Raw genomic sequence first — 15,574 nt, 5'->3', positions numbered from 1 at the left:
CGCGGGTCTCCTGGGCCGACGCGGGCCCCTCCTGGGCTGACGCTCAGCCCGCCCGACCGGCCGGCTGCTCCTCGAGCGCCGACCGTGCGGGCACACCGGTGATCTCCGGCCAGTGCGCGGCGGCGATCCGCTCCACCCGGGCGCGGGCCCGGGGCGTCATGAGCAGCACCGGGAACAGCACGGCGATGGTCATGGAGCCGAGCACGATCGCCGAGTAGGCACCGTGCAACGAGGAGTCCATCGGCGCGACGAGCCCCGCCACCACGCTGAGCGCCACGAGGCCGGTGGTGGAGACCCGCGAGAGCCGCAGCGTCGCCAGGAACGGCGGCAGCCACAGCAGGTACCAGAGGTGCACCACCGGGCTCAGCACGACGGTGGCCCCCAGCACGAGGGCCGCGCTCGCGACCGCCGACGCCGGGTCGCCGGTCGGGCGGCGCAGCGCCACCCACGCCACGACCGCCAGGGTCAGCACCGTCCCGACCTGGCGGACGAGGGTCAGGCCCGTGGCGTCGGCCCACTCGACGCCCAGCAGCCGCAGGCCGGTGCCGACCACCGCGTCCACGGCCCCACCCACCAGCGTGGTGAGCGAGAGCGGCGTGTTCACGCTGGCGGGCACCGACAGCTGCGCGACCCAGCCGGACCCGGTGCCGAGCACGAGGCCCTGGAGCGCCAGCAGCGTCAGCGACACCGCGGCGACCTGGACGAGCCGGCGCAGCCGCGCCACCAGCCGTGCGCCCGCGGGCAGGGAGACGAGGACGACGGCCACGCACACGAGCCCGCCCGGGCCCTTGACCCCCGCGGCCAGCGAGCCCAGCACCGCGCCCCACACCCAGCCCGCGCGTCCGCGCTCCACGGTGACGACGAGCGCGGCCGCCATCAGCCCCGCCACCAGCAGGTCGTTGTGCAGCCCGCCCACGCCGTTGGCCAGCATCAGCGGCGAGCACAGAACGAGACCGGAGGCCAGCGCCGGGTTCAGCCGGCTCCACCGGGCCATCCGCGGCACCGCCCAGGCGAGCAGCACGAGCCCGACCAGCGCGAGCACGCGGTGGCCCATCACCAGCGCCCAGGGGCTCTCGGTCTGCCCCGCCAGGAGGTCGCCCCAGGCCAGTGGCACGGGGCCGTACGGGGTGGCCGTGCCCATCCAGCGAGGGTCGACGGCCTGGATGATCGGCCCCTCCATCACCCCGGGCCCGACCACGTAGGGGTCCTGCCCCAGGTGCACGAGCATCCCCTGCGCGGCGTACGACCAGCCGTCGCGGGAGAACAGCGGGGGCGCCAGCAGCAGCGGCACGCTCCACAGCAGGGTCGCGGTGCGCACGAGCGAGAGCGCGTCGCCCGCCTCGTCCTCCTCGGCGACGGCGACGCTACGGCACAGCGAGAGCCACGCGCCGGCGAGCAGGCCCATGCCGACGAGCACCACGACGACGCCCAGCAGGCGCCCGGGCATCGCCTCGCGCAGCGCCACCAGCGCCTGCACCTCCAGCAGCGGCGTGGAGCGCGGCAGCGTCGAGACCACCAGCCCGCCCAGCAGCACCAGCACCGAGCCGACGAGACCGCGGGCCAGCAGCCGGGCCGGGAGGACAGGGACCACGCGGCGACGCTAGGCAGGCCCGGTGGACGCGCGACCCCGCGCCGGTGACGGGGCGGTGAACGATCCTCAGCCGCCGTAGCGGGAGGTGACGAACGCGGCCAGCCGGTCGGCCAGGGCCGAGAGACCGGCCTGCGCGGGGGCGCGGGAGTCCCAGGCCACGACGAGCCGGATGGTGAGCCGCCCGGCGTCGCCCGCGCCGGCGGGCAGCCGCACCGTCAGCGGCACGAGGTCGTGCCGGGCGTCGTCGGAGACCACCGCCACGCCGCGTCCGGCGGCCGCCAGGGCCTGGGCGATGGGCCCACTCGCGGCCTCCAGGACGCCGGCGGGTGCCGGTGCGCCGGCGGCGGTCAGCGCGGCCTCGAGCGCCTCGCGCGAGGTGAAGGGCCGCGGGAGGAGCACGAGGCGGCGCTCCACCAGCTCGGACAGGGGCACCTGCACGCGGCCGGCCCACGGGTCGTCGGGGCGCACGTAGGCCCAGACCGGGAGCGTCGCGAGCGGCCGCCAACGCGCCGGGGCGGCGGGCGGTCGGGTGCCGATGGCGAGGTCGGCGCCGGCGGCGAGCATGTCGGCGGGCAGCCGGGAGTCCTCGGGGCGCACGTCGAGCACCGGGTCGTCCGCGCCCAGGGTGGCCACGAACGGGGAGACGACGTCGGTGAGGGTCACGGTCGGGGCGGCCACGACCACCCGGTCGAGGCCGCCGCGGGCGTGCACGGCCGCCTGCTCCTCGACCCGGCCGGCCAGCGCGAGCAGCTCGCGCAGCGCGGGCAGGAGCGCGAGGCAGGCGCGGGTGGGCCGCAGCGGCCCAGACCCCCGCTCGAAGAGCGTGACGCCGAGGTCGGCCTCGAGCTGGCGCAGCTGGCGCGAGAGCGAGGGCTGGCTGACGTGCACCGCCTCCGCGGCCGCGGAGACCCCGCCGGCGTCCACCACCGCCACGGCGTAGGCGACGTGCCGCAGCTCCATCCGACCCCCTCGCGCCATGCCCGAGAGGCATGAAGTGCCGCCAGCATAGGTCTTGGACGCGCATAGTGCCGCGGGACCACGATGGACGGGAGCCACCACCGACCACCAGGAGCCACCCCATGACCACCACGCCGACCGCCCCCGCCCCGACCGTCAACGGCGTCCCGCAGGAGCGGAAGGTCGTGACCGCGATCCCCGGTCCGCGCTCGGTGGAGCTGGCCGCCCGCAAGTCCGACGCCGTGGCCGCGGCCGTCGGCACGACGATGCCGGTCTACGCGACCCAGGCCGCCGGCGGCGTGGTCGTGGACGTGGACGGCAACCACCTCGTCGACCTCGGCTCCGGCATCGCCGTGACCACCGTCGGCGTGAGCGACCCGCGCGTGGTCGCGGCCGTGCAGGCCCAGGCCGCCGCGTTCACCCACACCTGCTTCATGGTGACCCCCTACGAGGGCTACGTGGCCGTGGCCGAGCGGCTCAACGCCCTGGCCCCCGGCGACTTCGCCAAGCGCTCCGCGCTGTTCAACTCCGGCGCCGAGGCCGTGGAGAACGCGGTGAAGGTCGCGCGCTCCTACACCGGCAAGGACGCGGTCGTCGTCTTCGACCACGCCTACCACGGCCGCACCAACCTCACGATGGCGATGACCGCCAAGAACATGCCCTACAAGCACGGCTTCGGGCCGTTCGCGGGCGAGGTCTACCGCGCGCCCCTCTCCTACCCCTACCGCGACGGCCTGAGCGGGGACGAGGCGGCCACGCGCGCGATCTCGATGATCGAGTCGCAGGTCGGCGCCGCCAACCTGGCGTGCGTCGTGATCGAGCCGATCCAGGGCGAGGGCGGCTTCATCGAGCCGGCCGCCGGGTTCCTCCCGGCGCTGCAGGCCTGGTGCCGCGCCAACGGCGTCGTCTTCGTCGCCGACGAGGTGCAGACCGGGTTCGCCCGCACCGGCCACTACTTCGCCAGCGAGGCCGAGGGCCTCGAGCCCGACCTGCTGGTGACGGCCAAGGGCATCGCGGGCGGCATGCCGCTCTCCGCCCTCACCGGCCGGGCCGAGATCATGGACGCCGCGCACGCCGGCGGCCTCGGCGGCACCTACGGCGGCAACCCGGTCGCCTGCGCCGCGGCGCTCGCGGTCATGGACGCGATCGAGGCCGACGGCCTGGTCGCGCGGGCCCGGGAGATCGGCGACCTGCTCGGTGGCCGGCTGCGCGACCTCGCCGCCCGCGACGCACGCGTCGGCCAGGTGCGCGGGCGCGGCGCGATGATCGCCGTCGAGCTGGTCGAGGCGGGCACCACGAACCCGGACGCTGCCCTGGCCAAGGCCGTCGCCGCCGCCGCGCACGCCGAGGGCGTCGTGGTCCTCACCTGCGGCACCTACGGCAACGTGCTGCGCTTCCTCCCGCCGCTGGCGATCAGCGACGCGCTGCTCACCGACGCCGTCGACGTCCTCGAGCGCGCGTTCGCCGGCGCCTGAGACGCCCGACCGGACCTTCCGCCACCCCTCCGCACAGAGCAGGCTGACCCCATGAGCACCTTCCCCGTCGAGAACCCGGCCACCCGCGAGGTCATCGGCCACGTGCCCGACCACGGCCCCGAGGAGGCACGCGCCGCCGTCGACCGGGCCCACGCGGCCTTCGGCGAGTGGTCGCGCACGACGCCGCGGCACCGCTCCGACGTCCTGCGCAAGGCCTTCGAGCTGATGCTGCGCGACAAGGACCGCCTCGCCGAGATGATGGCGGCCGAGAACGGCAAGTCGCTCTCGGACGCGGCCGGCGAGGTCGTCTACGCCGCCGAGTTCTTCCGCTGGTTCTCCGAGGAGGCGGTGCGGCCCGGCGGCGACTACGGCGAGTCCCCCGCCGGCGGCACCCGCACGATCGTGACCCACCGCCCGGTCGGCGTGGCCGCGCTCGTGACCCCGTGGAACTTCCCCGCGGCCATGGCCACCCGCAAGATCGGCCCCGCCCTGGCGGCCGGCTGCACCTGCGTCCTCAAGCCCGCCGCGGAGACCCCGTTCACGGCCATCGCGGTCAAGGAGCTGCTGGTCGAGGCCGGCATGCCCGAGGACGCGGTGCAGATCGTCACCACCACCGACGCGGGCTCCGTGGTCTCCACGTGGCTGGAGGACGAGCGGGTCCGCAAGATCAGCTTCACCGGCTCCACCCGGGTCGGTCAGCTGCTGCTGGGCCAGGCCGCCGAGCGCGTCGTCAACGCGTCCATGGAGCTCGGCGGCAACGCCCCGCTCGTGGTCACCGAAGACGCCGACCTGGACGAGGCCGTCACCGGCGCGATGCTCGCCAAGTTCCGCAACGGCGGCCAGGCCTGCACCGCGGCCAACCGGTTCTACGTGCACGCCGACGTGGCCGAGGAGTTCACCGCCAAGTTCGTCGAGGCCGTCTCGCAGCTGAAGGTCGCCCCGGCGGCCAAGGGCGGCGACATCGGCCCGCTGATCACCGCCGCCGCGGTGGAGAAGGTGACCAAGGCCGTCGACGGGGCGATCGCGGACGGCGCGACCGTCGCCTACCGCGCCGAGGTGCCCACCGGCGAGGGCCACTGGTACCCGGCCACGGTGCTCACCGGGGTCGACCAGCACGCCGCCGTCCTGGCCGAGGAGATCTTCGGCCCGGTCGCGCCCATCACCACCTGGACGAGCGACGAGGAGGTGCTCGCGCTGGTCAACGGCACCGAGTACGGCCTCGCCTCGTACCTGTTCTGCGGCGACCTCAAGCGCGCCCTGCAGCTGGCCGAGCGGGTCGAGGCCGGCATGGTCGGCATCAACCGCGGCCTGGTCTCTGACCCCTCCGCGCCCTTCGGCGGCGTCAAGCAGTCCGGCCTCGGCCGCGAGGGCGCCCGCGAGGGCCTGCTGGAGTTCACCGAGGCCCAGTACTTCTCCGTCGCCTGGTCCTGACCCACGTCCCTGCCCCCTCCTGCCCCACCCCTGGCACCGCCGAGTCGGCAGTAACTTGCTGCCGACTCGGCTGGTTCGGGGGTCAGGGGCGGGTCAGGGGCGGGTCAGGGGCGGTGGAGCAGCGGGACGACGGCCCGCAGCGAGGCGACGGAGCACAGCGTCCAGGTGCAGACCAGGGTCGCGAGCGCCAGCCAGCCGTAGGCGGTCACGACCGACCCGACCGCGCCACCACCGGCGCCGGTCAGCGCCGCACCGAGCAGGTGCGAGCCGAGGGCGAGGGTGCCGATCGGGAACGTGAGCGCCCACCAGCCGGGGGTGAACGGCATCCGGCCGAGGAACCCGCGCGCGGTCACGAGCGCCGCCCAGGCCACCAGGGGCAGCCCGAGCGCGAGCACGACGAGGCCGTAGCCGTCCGCCACCCGCTGTGCCTCGAGCGCGGCCGGCGCGGTGAGGAACCGGCCGGACTGCGCGGCGATCACCTGCGCGGCGGCCGTGGACTGCCCCACGATGCCGAGCGGGATCCAGGCCGCGGCGGAGGCCGCCGGCGGCAGCGGGGCGACCCGCCAGTGGTGGGCGTAGGCGACGCCGAAGACGACGAGGCCGAGGGCCAGCGCCAGGGCGAAGCAGGCCGCCGCCGCGAGCAGCAGCAGGAACTGCCCGGCGGCCCCGGGCACGTGCGGCACCAGCGACGCCCCGGTCGTCGCCGAGACCATCGGCGGCACGATCGGCAGCCCCCACACCGGCGTCGGCACGAGGGCCGTCTGCCGCACCAGCACCGCGCCGAACCCGAGCGCGGTGGCCACGCCGAGCAGCGTGCCGAGGGTCCACAGCACCGCGTCCACGACCACGGCCGCGGTGGCTGCCGCCGGCGCAAGCACCGGCAGCACGGTGAGCGTGGCGGCACCCACGGCGAGCAGCCCCATCGAGACCGTGCCCCACAGCGGCAGCACGGCCGGGTCCCGCACGGTCGCGACGAACGCGCCCGGGTGCCGCACGGAGCGGACGGCGAACCCACCGACGAGCACCGCCAGCACCAGCCAGCCGGCCACCATCATCGGCACCGCCAGCGTGGTGAGCACCCCGCCGACGTCCGTGCCGCCGAGGCTGCCCCCGGCCCCGTAGGTGCCGAGCAGGGTGGCCAGGATGCCCGTGCCCATGGACGCGGGGAACCAGGCGGGCCCGACGGGCGGCAGCGGCAGGCGGGCCGGGCGCGGGCGGGGCGCGTCGGCCGACGGCGGGACGGGTCCGCGGTGGTGCAGGGGGGCGGCGGTGCTGGACATGCCTCCAGGCTGCTCCCGGCCGCGGGCCACCAGAAGTACCCGTTTCCCGCCGACTCCACAGGCATCGCCTGTGGGTCGGCCAGGCTGACGTGGCAGGGTCGGCGTCGTGTTCTACACCCCGGACTCCCGCGACCGCGACCGCCTGCCGCACGACCCGTTCAAGGCGATCGTCGCCCCGCGCCCCATCGGCTGGATCGGCACCCGCAGCGCCACGGGCGCCGACAACCTCGCGCCCTACAGCTTCTTCAACGGCGTCAACCACGCCCCGCCGATGGTCATGTTCAGCTCGACGGGCATGAAGGACTCCGCGACCAACGCGCTGGACACCCGCGTCTTCACCTGGAGCCTGGCCACCGAGGCGCTGGCCGAGCAGATGAACGCCTCCTGCGCACCGCTGCCGCACGGCACCAGCGAGTTCGAGGCCGCCGGGATCGAGGCGGCCCAGGGCCGGGTCGTCGACGCGCCGTTCGTCGCCGCCAGCCCCGCCGCGCTGGAGTGCGTCGTCGTGCACGACGCCCGGCTGCGCGACACGGACGGCGCCGAGTGCGACCAGTGGCTGGTGGTCGGTCAGGTCGTCGGCGTCCACCTCGACGAGGGCCACCTGACCGCCGACGGCCGCTTCGACACCCGCCGGGCCCGGCCGCTGATGCGCGCGGGCTACCTGGACGAGTACCTCGTGGCCGACACCGAGCTGCGGATGAGCCGGCCGCGCTGAGGCCTCCGGGCGAGGACCACCCGGCGGACACCTTGACCTCGAGCGAGGTCGAGGTCCTACCGTGCGAGAGCACCCCCGCACGCGGGACCGCCCCCTGAACCGCACCCCGAACCGCCCCTGGAGGACCCTCATGCCGCGCCCCGCCGCACCCCACGCCACGACCCGTCGGGAGGTGGTCCGGTGAGCGCCTCCGCGGAGTCCTTCAAGGCGGCCTTCCGTCGGCACCCGGCCGGGGTCGCGATCGTGGTCGGCGAGGGCGAGGACGGCCCCGTCGGCATCACCGCCTCCAGCGTCGCCTCCGTCAGCGCGCACCCGCCCATCCTGTCGTTCTCGCTCTCCCGCAGCGGCTCCTCGGCACAGGCGATCGCCGGCAGCCCGCGAGTGGCCGTCATGCTGCTCACCGCGGACCACCGTCCGCTGGCCGAGTCCTTCGCGCGCAGCGGTGGCGACCGGTTCACCCCCGACCAGCCGTGGCTCACCTCCCCCGACGCCCTCCCGGTCGTGGACGGGGCGGCAGCCGTCCTGCACGGCCGGGTCAGCCGGGTGGTGCCCGCCGGCGACTCGTGGCTGGTGCTGGTGGCCGTCGACGACGTCGTCCTGGCTCAGCGGGACACGGAGCACGACACGGACGGGACGAGCGGCGGGGACGCGCTGCAGCCACTGGTCTACGCCGACCGACGCTGGTGGACCCCCGCCGAGCTCCGCCGGCCCGACCCGGCGACCGGCCCGTGACCGCGCCGGCACCGCCCGCTCCCCCGCCCGGGCCGCACGACGCCGACGAGCTGCTGACGATCGGGGAGGTCAGCCGTCGCAGCGGCATCCCCGTCACCGCCCTGCGCTTCTACGAGGACGAGGGCCTCATCGCCTCCGAGCGCACCGCCGGCAACCAGCGCCGCTACGCGAGGCACGCCCTGCGCCGCATCGCCCTGATCAGCGTCGCCAAGCGCCTGGGCATCCCGCTCGCCGACGTCCGCCTGGCCTTCGAGGGGCTGCCGGCCGACACGCCCCCCAGCCAGGAGGACTGGCGCCGCGCGTCGCGGGAGTGGCGCCGGGTGCTCCAGGAGCGCCGGGACGCGCTCGACCGGCTCACGACCCAGCTGACCGGGTGCATCGGCTGTGGCTGCCTGTCCATGAAGGCGTGCGGGCTCATCAACCCCGACGACGTCCTCGGCGAGGACGGCAGCGGGCCACGCCGCCTCTGAACCCCGCCCTCCCCCGGCGCCACCCCATCCCCTCGGAGCGCCGGACGACAGCGGCGCAAAGAGGGCGTAACACGAGCGTCCTGCACAGGCTCTGACCTGCGGCGACGCTCCCCCACCGTGACGACGACCACCCGGTCGGAGACCTTGACCTCGACCGCACTGGAGGTTCTAGGGTCGAGGGACTCGCACCCCGACACGAAGGACCTTCATGTTCCGCCAGATCCTGGCCCCCACGGTGGCCGTCTCCGCTCACTGCGACCTGCCCTGCGGCGTCTACGACCCCGCCCAGGCCCGCATCGAGGCCGAGTCCGTCAAGGCCGTCATCGCCAAGGCCAACGACTCCTCCGACCCCGACTTCCGCACCCGCGCCGTGCTCATCAAGGAGCAGCGCTCCGAGCTCGTCAAGCACCACCTCTGGGTGCTGTGGACCGACTACTTCAAGCCCCCGCACTTCGAGAAGTACCCCCAGCTCCACACCCTCTTCAACGAGGCCACCAAGCTGGCCGGCGCCACCGGCACCAAGGGCACCATGGACGCCGAGGCCGCCGACTCCCTCCTCGCCAAGATCGACGAGATCGCCGAGATCTTCTGGGAGACCAAGAAGGCCTGAGGCCCTCCCTCCCCTGCTCGACCCGCTCCCGCCAGGCTCGGTGGGGGCGGGTCGTCGTCTTTTTACCCGCGTCGTCCCGCACGGGTGAGAGGACAGGCGACGCACAGGGGAACCGGGAGAGGGACAGACATCCACTCCCCTGAAGGAGGGCTCGTGCCCACCATCGCCATCATCGGCGCCGGCGCCAACCTCGGCGCCGCCGTGACCCGTCGCTTCGCCAAGGAGGGCTTCTCCGTCGCCCTCGTCTCGCGCCACCTGGGGCGCGTGCAGGACCTCGCCGCCGACCTGGCGGACGAGACCGGTGCCGCCGTGCGCGGTTACTCCGCCGACGTCACCGACCGCGACGCGCTGCGCGCCGCGCTCCAGCAGGCCTCCGCGGACCTCGGGCCGGTCGAGGTGCTCCAGTACAGCCCGCTGCCCGCCAAGGAGTTCCTCCGCCCGGTCCTGGAGACCACGGTCGAGGATCTGCAGCCCGCGCTCGACTTCTCCGTGCACGGCCTGCTCACCGCCGTCCACCAGGTGCAGCAGCACATGCGCGTGCTCGGCGGCGGCACCGTCCTGCTGGTCAACGGCGGCAGCGCCGTGCGTCCGGTCGCCCACTTCGCCGGCACCTCGGTCTCGTTCGCGGCCGAGTCCGCGCTGGGCCAGATGTTCCACGACGCCCTCAAGGACGACGGCATCCACGTCGGCCAGCTGATCATCCCGGGCGCCATCGAGGAGGGTCACCCGATTAAGGACCCGGAGGTGCTCGCCGAGAAGCTGTGGACCATCCACAGCGAGAAGGGCGAGTTCCGCACCTTCGCCCAGGGCCTGGACGACTGAGTCCCGCCCCGAGGTGAACAGGAACGGCCCCGCACACCGTGAGGTGTGCGGGGCCGTCTGGGCTCCGTCAGGCGAAGATCAGTCGTTCTGGGGGAAGCCCAGGTTGAGGCCGCCGTGGCTCGGGTCCAGCCAGCGCTGGGTGACGACCTTGCCGCGGGTGAAGAAGTGCACGCCCTCGGTGCCGTGGGCGTGGGTGTCGCCGAAGAGCGAGTTCTTCCAGCCGCCGAAGGAGTAGTAGGCCACCGGGACCGGGACCGGCACGTTGATGCCGATCATGCCGACCTCGACCTCGTTCTGGAACTTGCGAGCCGCACCACCGTCGTTGGTGAAGATCGCGGTGCCGTTGCCGTAGGCGTTGGCGTTGATCATCGCCAGGCCCTCGTCGTAGCTGTCGACGCGCAGGACGGCGAGCACCGGGCCGAAGATCTCCTCGGTGTAGATGCTCATGTCGGTGGTGACGTGGTCGAACAGCGTCGGCGCCACGAAGAAGCCGTTGTCGCCGTCGGCGTCGAAGTCACCCGAGCGGCCGTCGCAGACCAGCTTCGCGCCGGCCTCCTCGCCCTCGTTGATGAAGCCGACGATGCGGTCGCGCGACTGCGAGGTCACGATCGGGCCCATGTCGCAGGAACGGGTGCCGTCACCGGTCTTGAGGGTGGCGACGCGCTCGGCGATCTTGGCGACGAGCTCGTCGGCGACGGGCTCGACGACCACGAGGGCCGAGATGGCCATGCAGCGCTCGCCGGCGGAGCCGAAGCCCGCGTTGACGGCGGCGTCGGCGGCCAGGTCGAGGTCGGCGTCGGGAAGGACCAGCATGTGGTTCTTCGCGCCACCGAGGGCCTGGACCCGCTTGCCGTGCGCGGTGCCGGTCTCGTAGACGTACTTCGCGATCGGCGTGGAGCCGACGAAGGAGATCGACTTGACGTCGGGGTGGGTCAGCAGGGCGTCGACCGACTCCTTGTCACCGTTGACGACGTTCAGGACGCCGTCGGGCAGGCCGGCCTCGGTCCACAGCGCGGCCATGGCCAGCGTGGCGGACGGGTCCTTCTCGGAGGGCTTGATGATGACGGCGTTGCCGGTGGCGATGGCGATCGGCACGAACCACAGCGGCACCATGGCCGGGAAGTTGAACGGCGAGATGACGCCGACGACGCCGAGCGGCTGGCGCAGCGAGTAGACGTCCACCGCGGTGGAGGCGTTCTCGGTGTGGCCGCCCTTGAGCAGGTGCGGGATGCCGCAGGCGAACTCGGCGACCTCCATGCCGCGCAGGACCTCGCCCAGCGCGTCGGAGAGGACCTTGCCGTGCTCGGCGGTGATGAGCGCGGCGATCTTCTCCTTGTCGCGGTTCAGCAGCTCGCGGAACTTGAACAGCACGGCGGAGCGGCGGGCCAGCGACAGCGAGCCCCAGGACTCGAACGCCTTGTTCGCGATGCCGACGACGTCGGAGACCAGGTCGGCCGACGCGAGGTCGAGGACACCGGTCTGCTCGCCGGTGGCGGGGTTGAACACCGGGCTGGTGCGCTCGGCGGTGCCCTCCCAGGGCTTGCCGGCGATGAGGTGGGTGATGCGAGCGGGCGTGCTCATGGTTCTCCTCGTGGAGGTTGCGGGTGCTGGTGGTGCAGGAGGGGGCGGTGGGCCCGCCGTGGTTGGTGTCGCGGGACCGGCCGGGGACGAGATCCGGCCGGCCCCGCGAGACGGGGGCTGGATCAGCCGGCCGGAGCGACGAACTGCCGCTGCTTGGCCTGGTGCTCCAGGTAGCGCTGGTAGGCGTCCTTGGTGGACTCCAGCTCGGAGGTCTGGCTCACCGGCACGTCCCACCAGCTCTCGCTGTCGGGGGCGTAGACCAGCGGGTCGGTCTGGACGTGGATGACCACCGGGCCGTCGGCCGGCATCTCCTTGGCCTCGCGGACCGCCTTGGCGAACTCGTCGGGGCTGGAGACCTCGAGCACCGTGGCGCCGAGGCTGCGGGCGTTCTCGGCCAGGTCGATCGGCAGCTTCTCGCCGTCGAGGCGACCGGCGTCGCCGCGGAAGCGGTACTTGGTGCCGAAGCGCTGCGAGCCGAGCTCCTCCGAGAGGGAGCCGATCGAGTGGAAGCCGTGGTTCTGGACCAGGACGATGATGACCTTGATCCGCTCCTGGACGGCGGTCACGAGCTCGGTCGGCATCATCAGGTAGCCGCCGTCGCCGAGCATCGCGAACACGTCGCGGGACTCGTCGGCCAGGCGGATGCCCAGCGAGGCCGGCAGCTCGTAGCCCATGCAGGAGTAGCCGTACTCGACGTGGTACGCCTTGCGCTCGCGCACGCGCCACTGCTTGTGCAGGTCGCCCGGCATGGAGCCGGCGGCGCACAGGACGACGTCGCGCGGGTCGGTGAGCTCGTTGACCATGCCGAGCACGTTGCCCTGGGTCAGCAGGCCCGGGGCGAGCGCGTCGGTGACCTCCGCGGAGGGGTGGTAGGACGCCTCGACGGCCGCGTCCCACGCCGCCCAGGCCTCGGCCTGCTCGGTGAGGTAGGCGTCCTCGACGCTCCAGCCCGCGAGCGCGGCCTGCAGGTCGGTGAGCGCCTCCTTCGCGTCCGCGAGGACGGTGAGGCCGGCCTGCTTGACGGCGTCGATCTGGGCCACGTTGATGTTCACGAACCGCACGCCGTCGTTCTGGAACGCGGTGCGCGAGGCGGTGGTGAAGTCGCTCCAGCGGGTGCCGATGCCGATGACGAGGTCCGCCTGGGCGGCCATCGCGTTGGCGGCGGTGGTGCCGGTCGAGCCGACCGCGCCCATGAGGCGCGGGTGGCCGTGCAGGAGCGAGCCCTTGCCGGCCTGGGTCTCGCCGACCGGGATGCCGGTGGCCTCGGTGAAGGACGCCAGGGCCTCCTCGGCCACCGAGTAGTGCACGCCACCGCCGGCGACGATCATCGGACGCTTGGCGGCCTTGATCAGCTCGGTGGCCGCGGTGATCCGGGAGACCTCGGCGCGGGGCACGGCCACGTGCCAGGTGCGGTCCTCGAACATCTCCACCGGCCAGTCGAAGGCCTCGGCCTGGACGTCCTGCGGCAGCGCCAGGGTGACGGCACCCGTGGCGGCCGGGTCGGTGAGCACGCGCATCGCCGACATCAGCGCCGAGGGCAGCTGCTCGGGGCGGGTGACGCGGTCGAAGAACGCCGACAGCGGGCGGAAGGCGTCGTTGACGGTGACGTCGCCGGCGTAGGGCGCCTCGAGCTCCTGCAGCACCGGGGAGGAACGGCGGGTCGAGAACGTGCCGGAGGCCAGCAGCAGCACCGGGATGCGGTTGATGGTGGCCAGCGCGGCCGAGGTGAGCATGTTGGTCGAGCCGGGGCCGACGGACGCGGTGCAGGCCCAGGTCTGCAGCCGGTCCTTCTGCTTGGCGTAGGCGACCGAGGTGTGCACCATCGACTGCTCGTTGCGGGCCAGGACGTAGGGCAGGCCCGGCTCCTCGCCGGCGTCCAGGGCCACCTCCTCCATCTGGAGCAGGGCCTGGCCGATGCCGGCCACGTTGCCGTGGCCGAAGATGCCGAAGCAGCCGGCGAACAGCTTCTGCCGCTCCCCGTCACGCTCGGAGTACTGGTGCGCCAGGAACTCGACGGTCGCCTGGGCGACGGTCAGGCGCACGGTCCCGCCCGGGGTGTACCCGGTCGTGGGCTGCGGAACGGTCTCGCTCATCACTTTCCTCCGAAGGGCAGGCGCGGGTCGAGGGGCTGGTCGCCCCAGGTCTCGCGCACCCAGCCGTGGCTGGGGTCGTCGCAGATCAGCCAGGACCGCTCCTCGCCGGGGCCGGCCATGACGTTCAGGTAGTACAGGTCGTAGCCGGGCGCGGCCATCGCGGGGCCGTGCCAGCCGTGGGGCACCAGGACGACGTCGCCGGTGCGGACCTCGGCGAGGACGTCGATCGGACGCTCGTCGGTGCCGTACACGCGCTGGTAGCCGATCGGGTCCTTGTCGCCACGGGTGGCGGTGCCGGCGGCCTCGCCCTCGACCTGGGTCTCGAAGTAGTAGATCTCCTCGAGGACGGTCTCCTCGCCGGGGCGGTGCTCGTCGTGCTTGTGCGGCGGGTAGCTCGACCAGTTGCCGGCGGGCGTGAGCACCTCGCAGGCGATGATCGACTCGGCCTCGAGCACGCCGGGGATGCCGAAGTTGCGCACCTCGCGCGAGCAGATGCCCGCGCCACGCATCTCGACGGGCACGTTCGCGGCCGGCAGGTGCACGAAGGGACGCTCCGTCGCGGCGGCGGTCTTCGTGCGGGCGGCGCAGACGGCCACGCGCACGGTCTCGTCACCGGTCTGGCCGGCGGCCGACAGCTCCAGGGTGGAGCCGGCGGGCACGTAGGCCACGTCGGTGGAGGAGGCGAAGACGGAGGGTCGGCCGACCAGGGTCGCCTCGCTCTTCTCGCCCGCGGCGCTGGTGGAGACCACGCCGACGGAGCCGCCGGAGAGCGGCACCACGACGAGCTCCCAGCCCTCGGCCTCGAGGGTGTGCTGGCCACCCTCGCCCAGGGTCACGACCTTGAGGCCGGTGTGCGCCCAGCCCTCGACGCGGTCGTCGACGACGACGTCGCAGCCGTCCGCGGCCGCGGCGCCGAGCGGGAGCACCCAGGCGTCGTTGCCGGCGCTCATCCGTGCACCATCTTCGCCGCGATGTCGACCGCGCCGGCGACGTCGCCGTCCGGCGGGTAGAGCAGCGTGCGGCCGATGATCAGGCCACGCACGGTGTCGATCTCGAGGGCCTTCTGCCAGGAGGCGTAGGCCTCCTCCGGGTCGCCCTTGGGCTCGCCGCCGAGCAGCAGGGACGGCATGGTGGTGCTCTCCATGACGCGCTCGATCTCGTCGACCACGGGCAGCTTGAGCCAGGTGTAGGCGCTGGTGGCGCCCAGGCCCTCGGCGATCGCGATGGACTTGATGACGTTGTCCGGGTCCAGCAGGTTCTTCACCTTGCCGGTCTCGGCGTCACGGGTGGAGATGAAGGGCTCCAGCATCGCCATCTTGCCGGCCGCGGCCAGCTCGTCGATGGCCACGGCGGAGCGCTCGAGCATCGCCACGGTGCCGGCGTCCTCGTAGCAGATGCGGTTGAGCATCTTGCCGCCGTCGAAGCCGCGCTGGACGATCTCGGAGACGGTGTGCCCGGTCATCCGGTCGTCGAACTCGAAGCCGGCGCCCATGAGGCCGCCGCGGTTCATCGATCCGAAGACGAGCTTGCCCTCGAGCGCACCCATGAGCAGCAGGTCGTCGAGGATGTCCGCGGTGCCGAGCACACCGTCGACGCCGGGGCGCTCCAGCGAGGTGGCGAGGCGCTCGAGCAGGTCGCGACGGTTGGACATCGCGTTGCCGTCGCCGCGCACGGAGAGGGCACCGCGGGCCGGGTGGTCGGCGGCCACGATCATCATCTGGCCGTCGTCGCCCAGCAGGGGACGGCGCTTGCGTGCGGCCCAGGCCTCGGCGATGCGGTGCGGCTCGCGGGCGCGGATCTCGGTGAGGTCGATCATG

Annotated in this window: 14 protein-coding genes; 7 read left to right on the top strand and 7 right to left on the bottom strand. The window is 73.6% G+C overall.

What is annotated here, in order from left to right; translation table 11 throughout:
• Positions 1-43: 43 nt before the first annotated feature.
• Both mptB and M8316_RS03955 read right to left on the bottom strand, forming a co-directional pair.
• Positions 44-1,591 (bottom strand): polyprenol phosphomannose-dependent alpha 1,6 mannosyltransferase MptB, encoded by a 1,548-nt coding sequence (mptB, locus tag M8316_RS03960; RefSeq protein ID WP_250052208.1) that lies wholly within the window; start codon positions 1,589-1,591, stop codon positions 44-46.
• Positions 1,592-1,657: 66 nt separating this feature from the next.
• The gene (locus M8316_RS03955) at positions 1,658-2,551 is read right to left on the bottom strand and encodes a LysR family transcriptional regulator (protein ID WP_250052207.1); all 894 of its coding nucleotides are present in this window, start codon (positions 2,549-2,551) and stop codon (positions 1,658-1,660) included.
• A 119-nt stretch (positions 2,552-2,670) separates the two neighbouring features.
• On the opposite strand from M8316_RS03955, the gene gabT reads away from it, so the two are divergent.
• Both gabT and M8316_RS03945 read left to right on the top strand, forming a co-directional pair.
• On the top strand, positions 2,671-4,023 hold the full coding sequence (gabT, locus tag M8316_RS03950; RefSeq protein WP_250052206.1) for a 4-aminobutyrate--2-oxoglutarate transaminase: 1,353 nt from the start codon (positions 2,671-2,673) through the stop codon (positions 4,021-4,023).
• Between the two features lie 51 nt (positions 4,024-4,074).
• A complete protein-coding gene (locus tag M8316_RS03945) occupies positions 4,075-5,454 on the top strand; it encodes an NAD-dependent succinate-semialdehyde dehydrogenase (RefSeq protein WP_250052204.1) in 1,380 nt (459 codons plus the stop codon).
• Between the two features lie 104 nt (positions 5,455-5,558).
• Here M8316_RS03945 and M8316_RS03940 read toward each other — a convergent pair whose 3' ends face one another.
• Positions 5,559-6,734 (bottom strand): SLAC1 family transporter, encoded by a 1,176-nt coding sequence (locus tag M8316_RS03940; protein ID WP_250052202.1) that lies wholly within the window; start codon positions 6,732-6,734, stop codon positions 5,559-5,561.
• Between the two features lie 106 nt (positions 6,735-6,840).
• On the opposite strand from M8316_RS03940, the gene M8316_RS03935 reads away from it, so the two are divergent.
• From M8316_RS03935 to M8316_RS03915, 5 genes are all read left to right on the top strand, one after another.
• Complete coding sequence (locus M8316_RS03935) at positions 6,841-7,449, top strand: flavin reductase family protein (RefSeq protein ID WP_250052200.1); 609 nt, start codon at positions 6,841-6,843, stop codon at positions 7,447-7,449.
• Positions 7,450-7,629: 180 nt separating this feature from the next.
• Positions 7,630-8,181, top strand: coding sequence for a flavin reductase family protein (locus M8316_RS03930; RefSeq protein ID WP_250052199.1), 552 nt, complete (start codon positions 7,630-7,632; stop codon positions 8,179-8,181).
• Positions 8,178-8,651: a redox-sensitive transcriptional activator SoxR gene (gene soxR / locus M8316_RS03925; protein ID WP_250052198.1), complete on the top strand. Its 474-nt coding sequence runs from the start codon at positions 8,178-8,180 to the stop codon at positions 8,649-8,651. The genes M8316_RS03930 and soxR overlap by 4 nt, the downstream gene beginning before the upstream one ends.
• A gap of 208 nt (positions 8,652-8,859) precedes the next feature.
• Complete coding sequence (sodN, locus tag M8316_RS03920) at positions 8,860-9,261, top strand: superoxide dismutase, Ni (RefSeq protein ID WP_250052197.1); 402 nt, start codon at positions 8,860-8,862, stop codon at positions 9,259-9,261.
• Between the two features lie 153 nt (positions 9,262-9,414).
• On the top strand, positions 9,415-10,083 hold the full coding sequence (locus M8316_RS03915) for an SDR family NAD(P)-dependent oxidoreductase (RefSeq protein WP_250052196.1): 669 nt from the start codon (positions 9,415-9,417) through the stop codon (positions 10,081-10,083).
• A 78-nt stretch (positions 10,084-10,161) separates the two neighbouring features.
• On the opposite strand, the gene M8316_RS03910 is transcribed toward M8316_RS03915, so the two are convergent.
• The 4 genes from M8316_RS03910 to M8316_RS03895 form a co-directional block, all read right to left on the bottom strand.
• Complete coding sequence (locus M8316_RS03910) at positions 10,162-11,664, bottom strand: CoA-acylating methylmalonate-semialdehyde dehydrogenase (RefSeq protein WP_250052195.1); 1,503 nt, start codon at positions 11,662-11,664, stop codon at positions 10,162-10,164.
• Positions 11,665-11,786: 122 nt separating this feature from the next.
• Positions 11,787-13,757 (bottom strand): 3D-(3,5/4)-trihydroxycyclohexane-1,2-dione acylhydrolase (decyclizing), encoded by a 1,971-nt coding sequence (gene iolD / locus M8316_RS03905; protein ID WP_250052194.1) that lies wholly within the window; start codon positions 13,755-13,757, stop codon positions 11,787-11,789.
• A complete protein-coding gene (gene iolB / locus M8316_RS03900; protein WP_250052193.1) occupies positions 13,757-14,707 on the bottom strand; it encodes a 5-deoxy-glucuronate isomerase in 951 nt (316 codons plus the stop codon). The genes iolD and iolB overlap by 1 nt, the downstream gene beginning before the upstream one ends.
• Positions 14,704-15,573, bottom strand: a complete 870-nt coding sequence (locus M8316_RS03895; RefSeq protein WP_250052191.1) for a Cgl0159 family (beta/alpha)8-fold protein — start codon at positions 15,571-15,573, stop codon at positions 14,704-14,706. Before M8316_RS03895 ends, iolB begins: the two co-directional genes overlap by 4 nt.
• Position 15,574 lies beyond the last annotated feature (1 nt).

The organism is Nocardioides bruguierae, from assembly GCF_023554635.1.
Lineage (GTDB): Bacteria > Actinomycetota > Actinomycetes > Propionibacteriales > Nocardioidaceae > Nocardioides > Nocardioides bruguierae.
The sequence above is the reverse complement of the archived record's forward strand: the minus strand, read 5'-3'. Positions and strand labels throughout refer to the sequence as shown.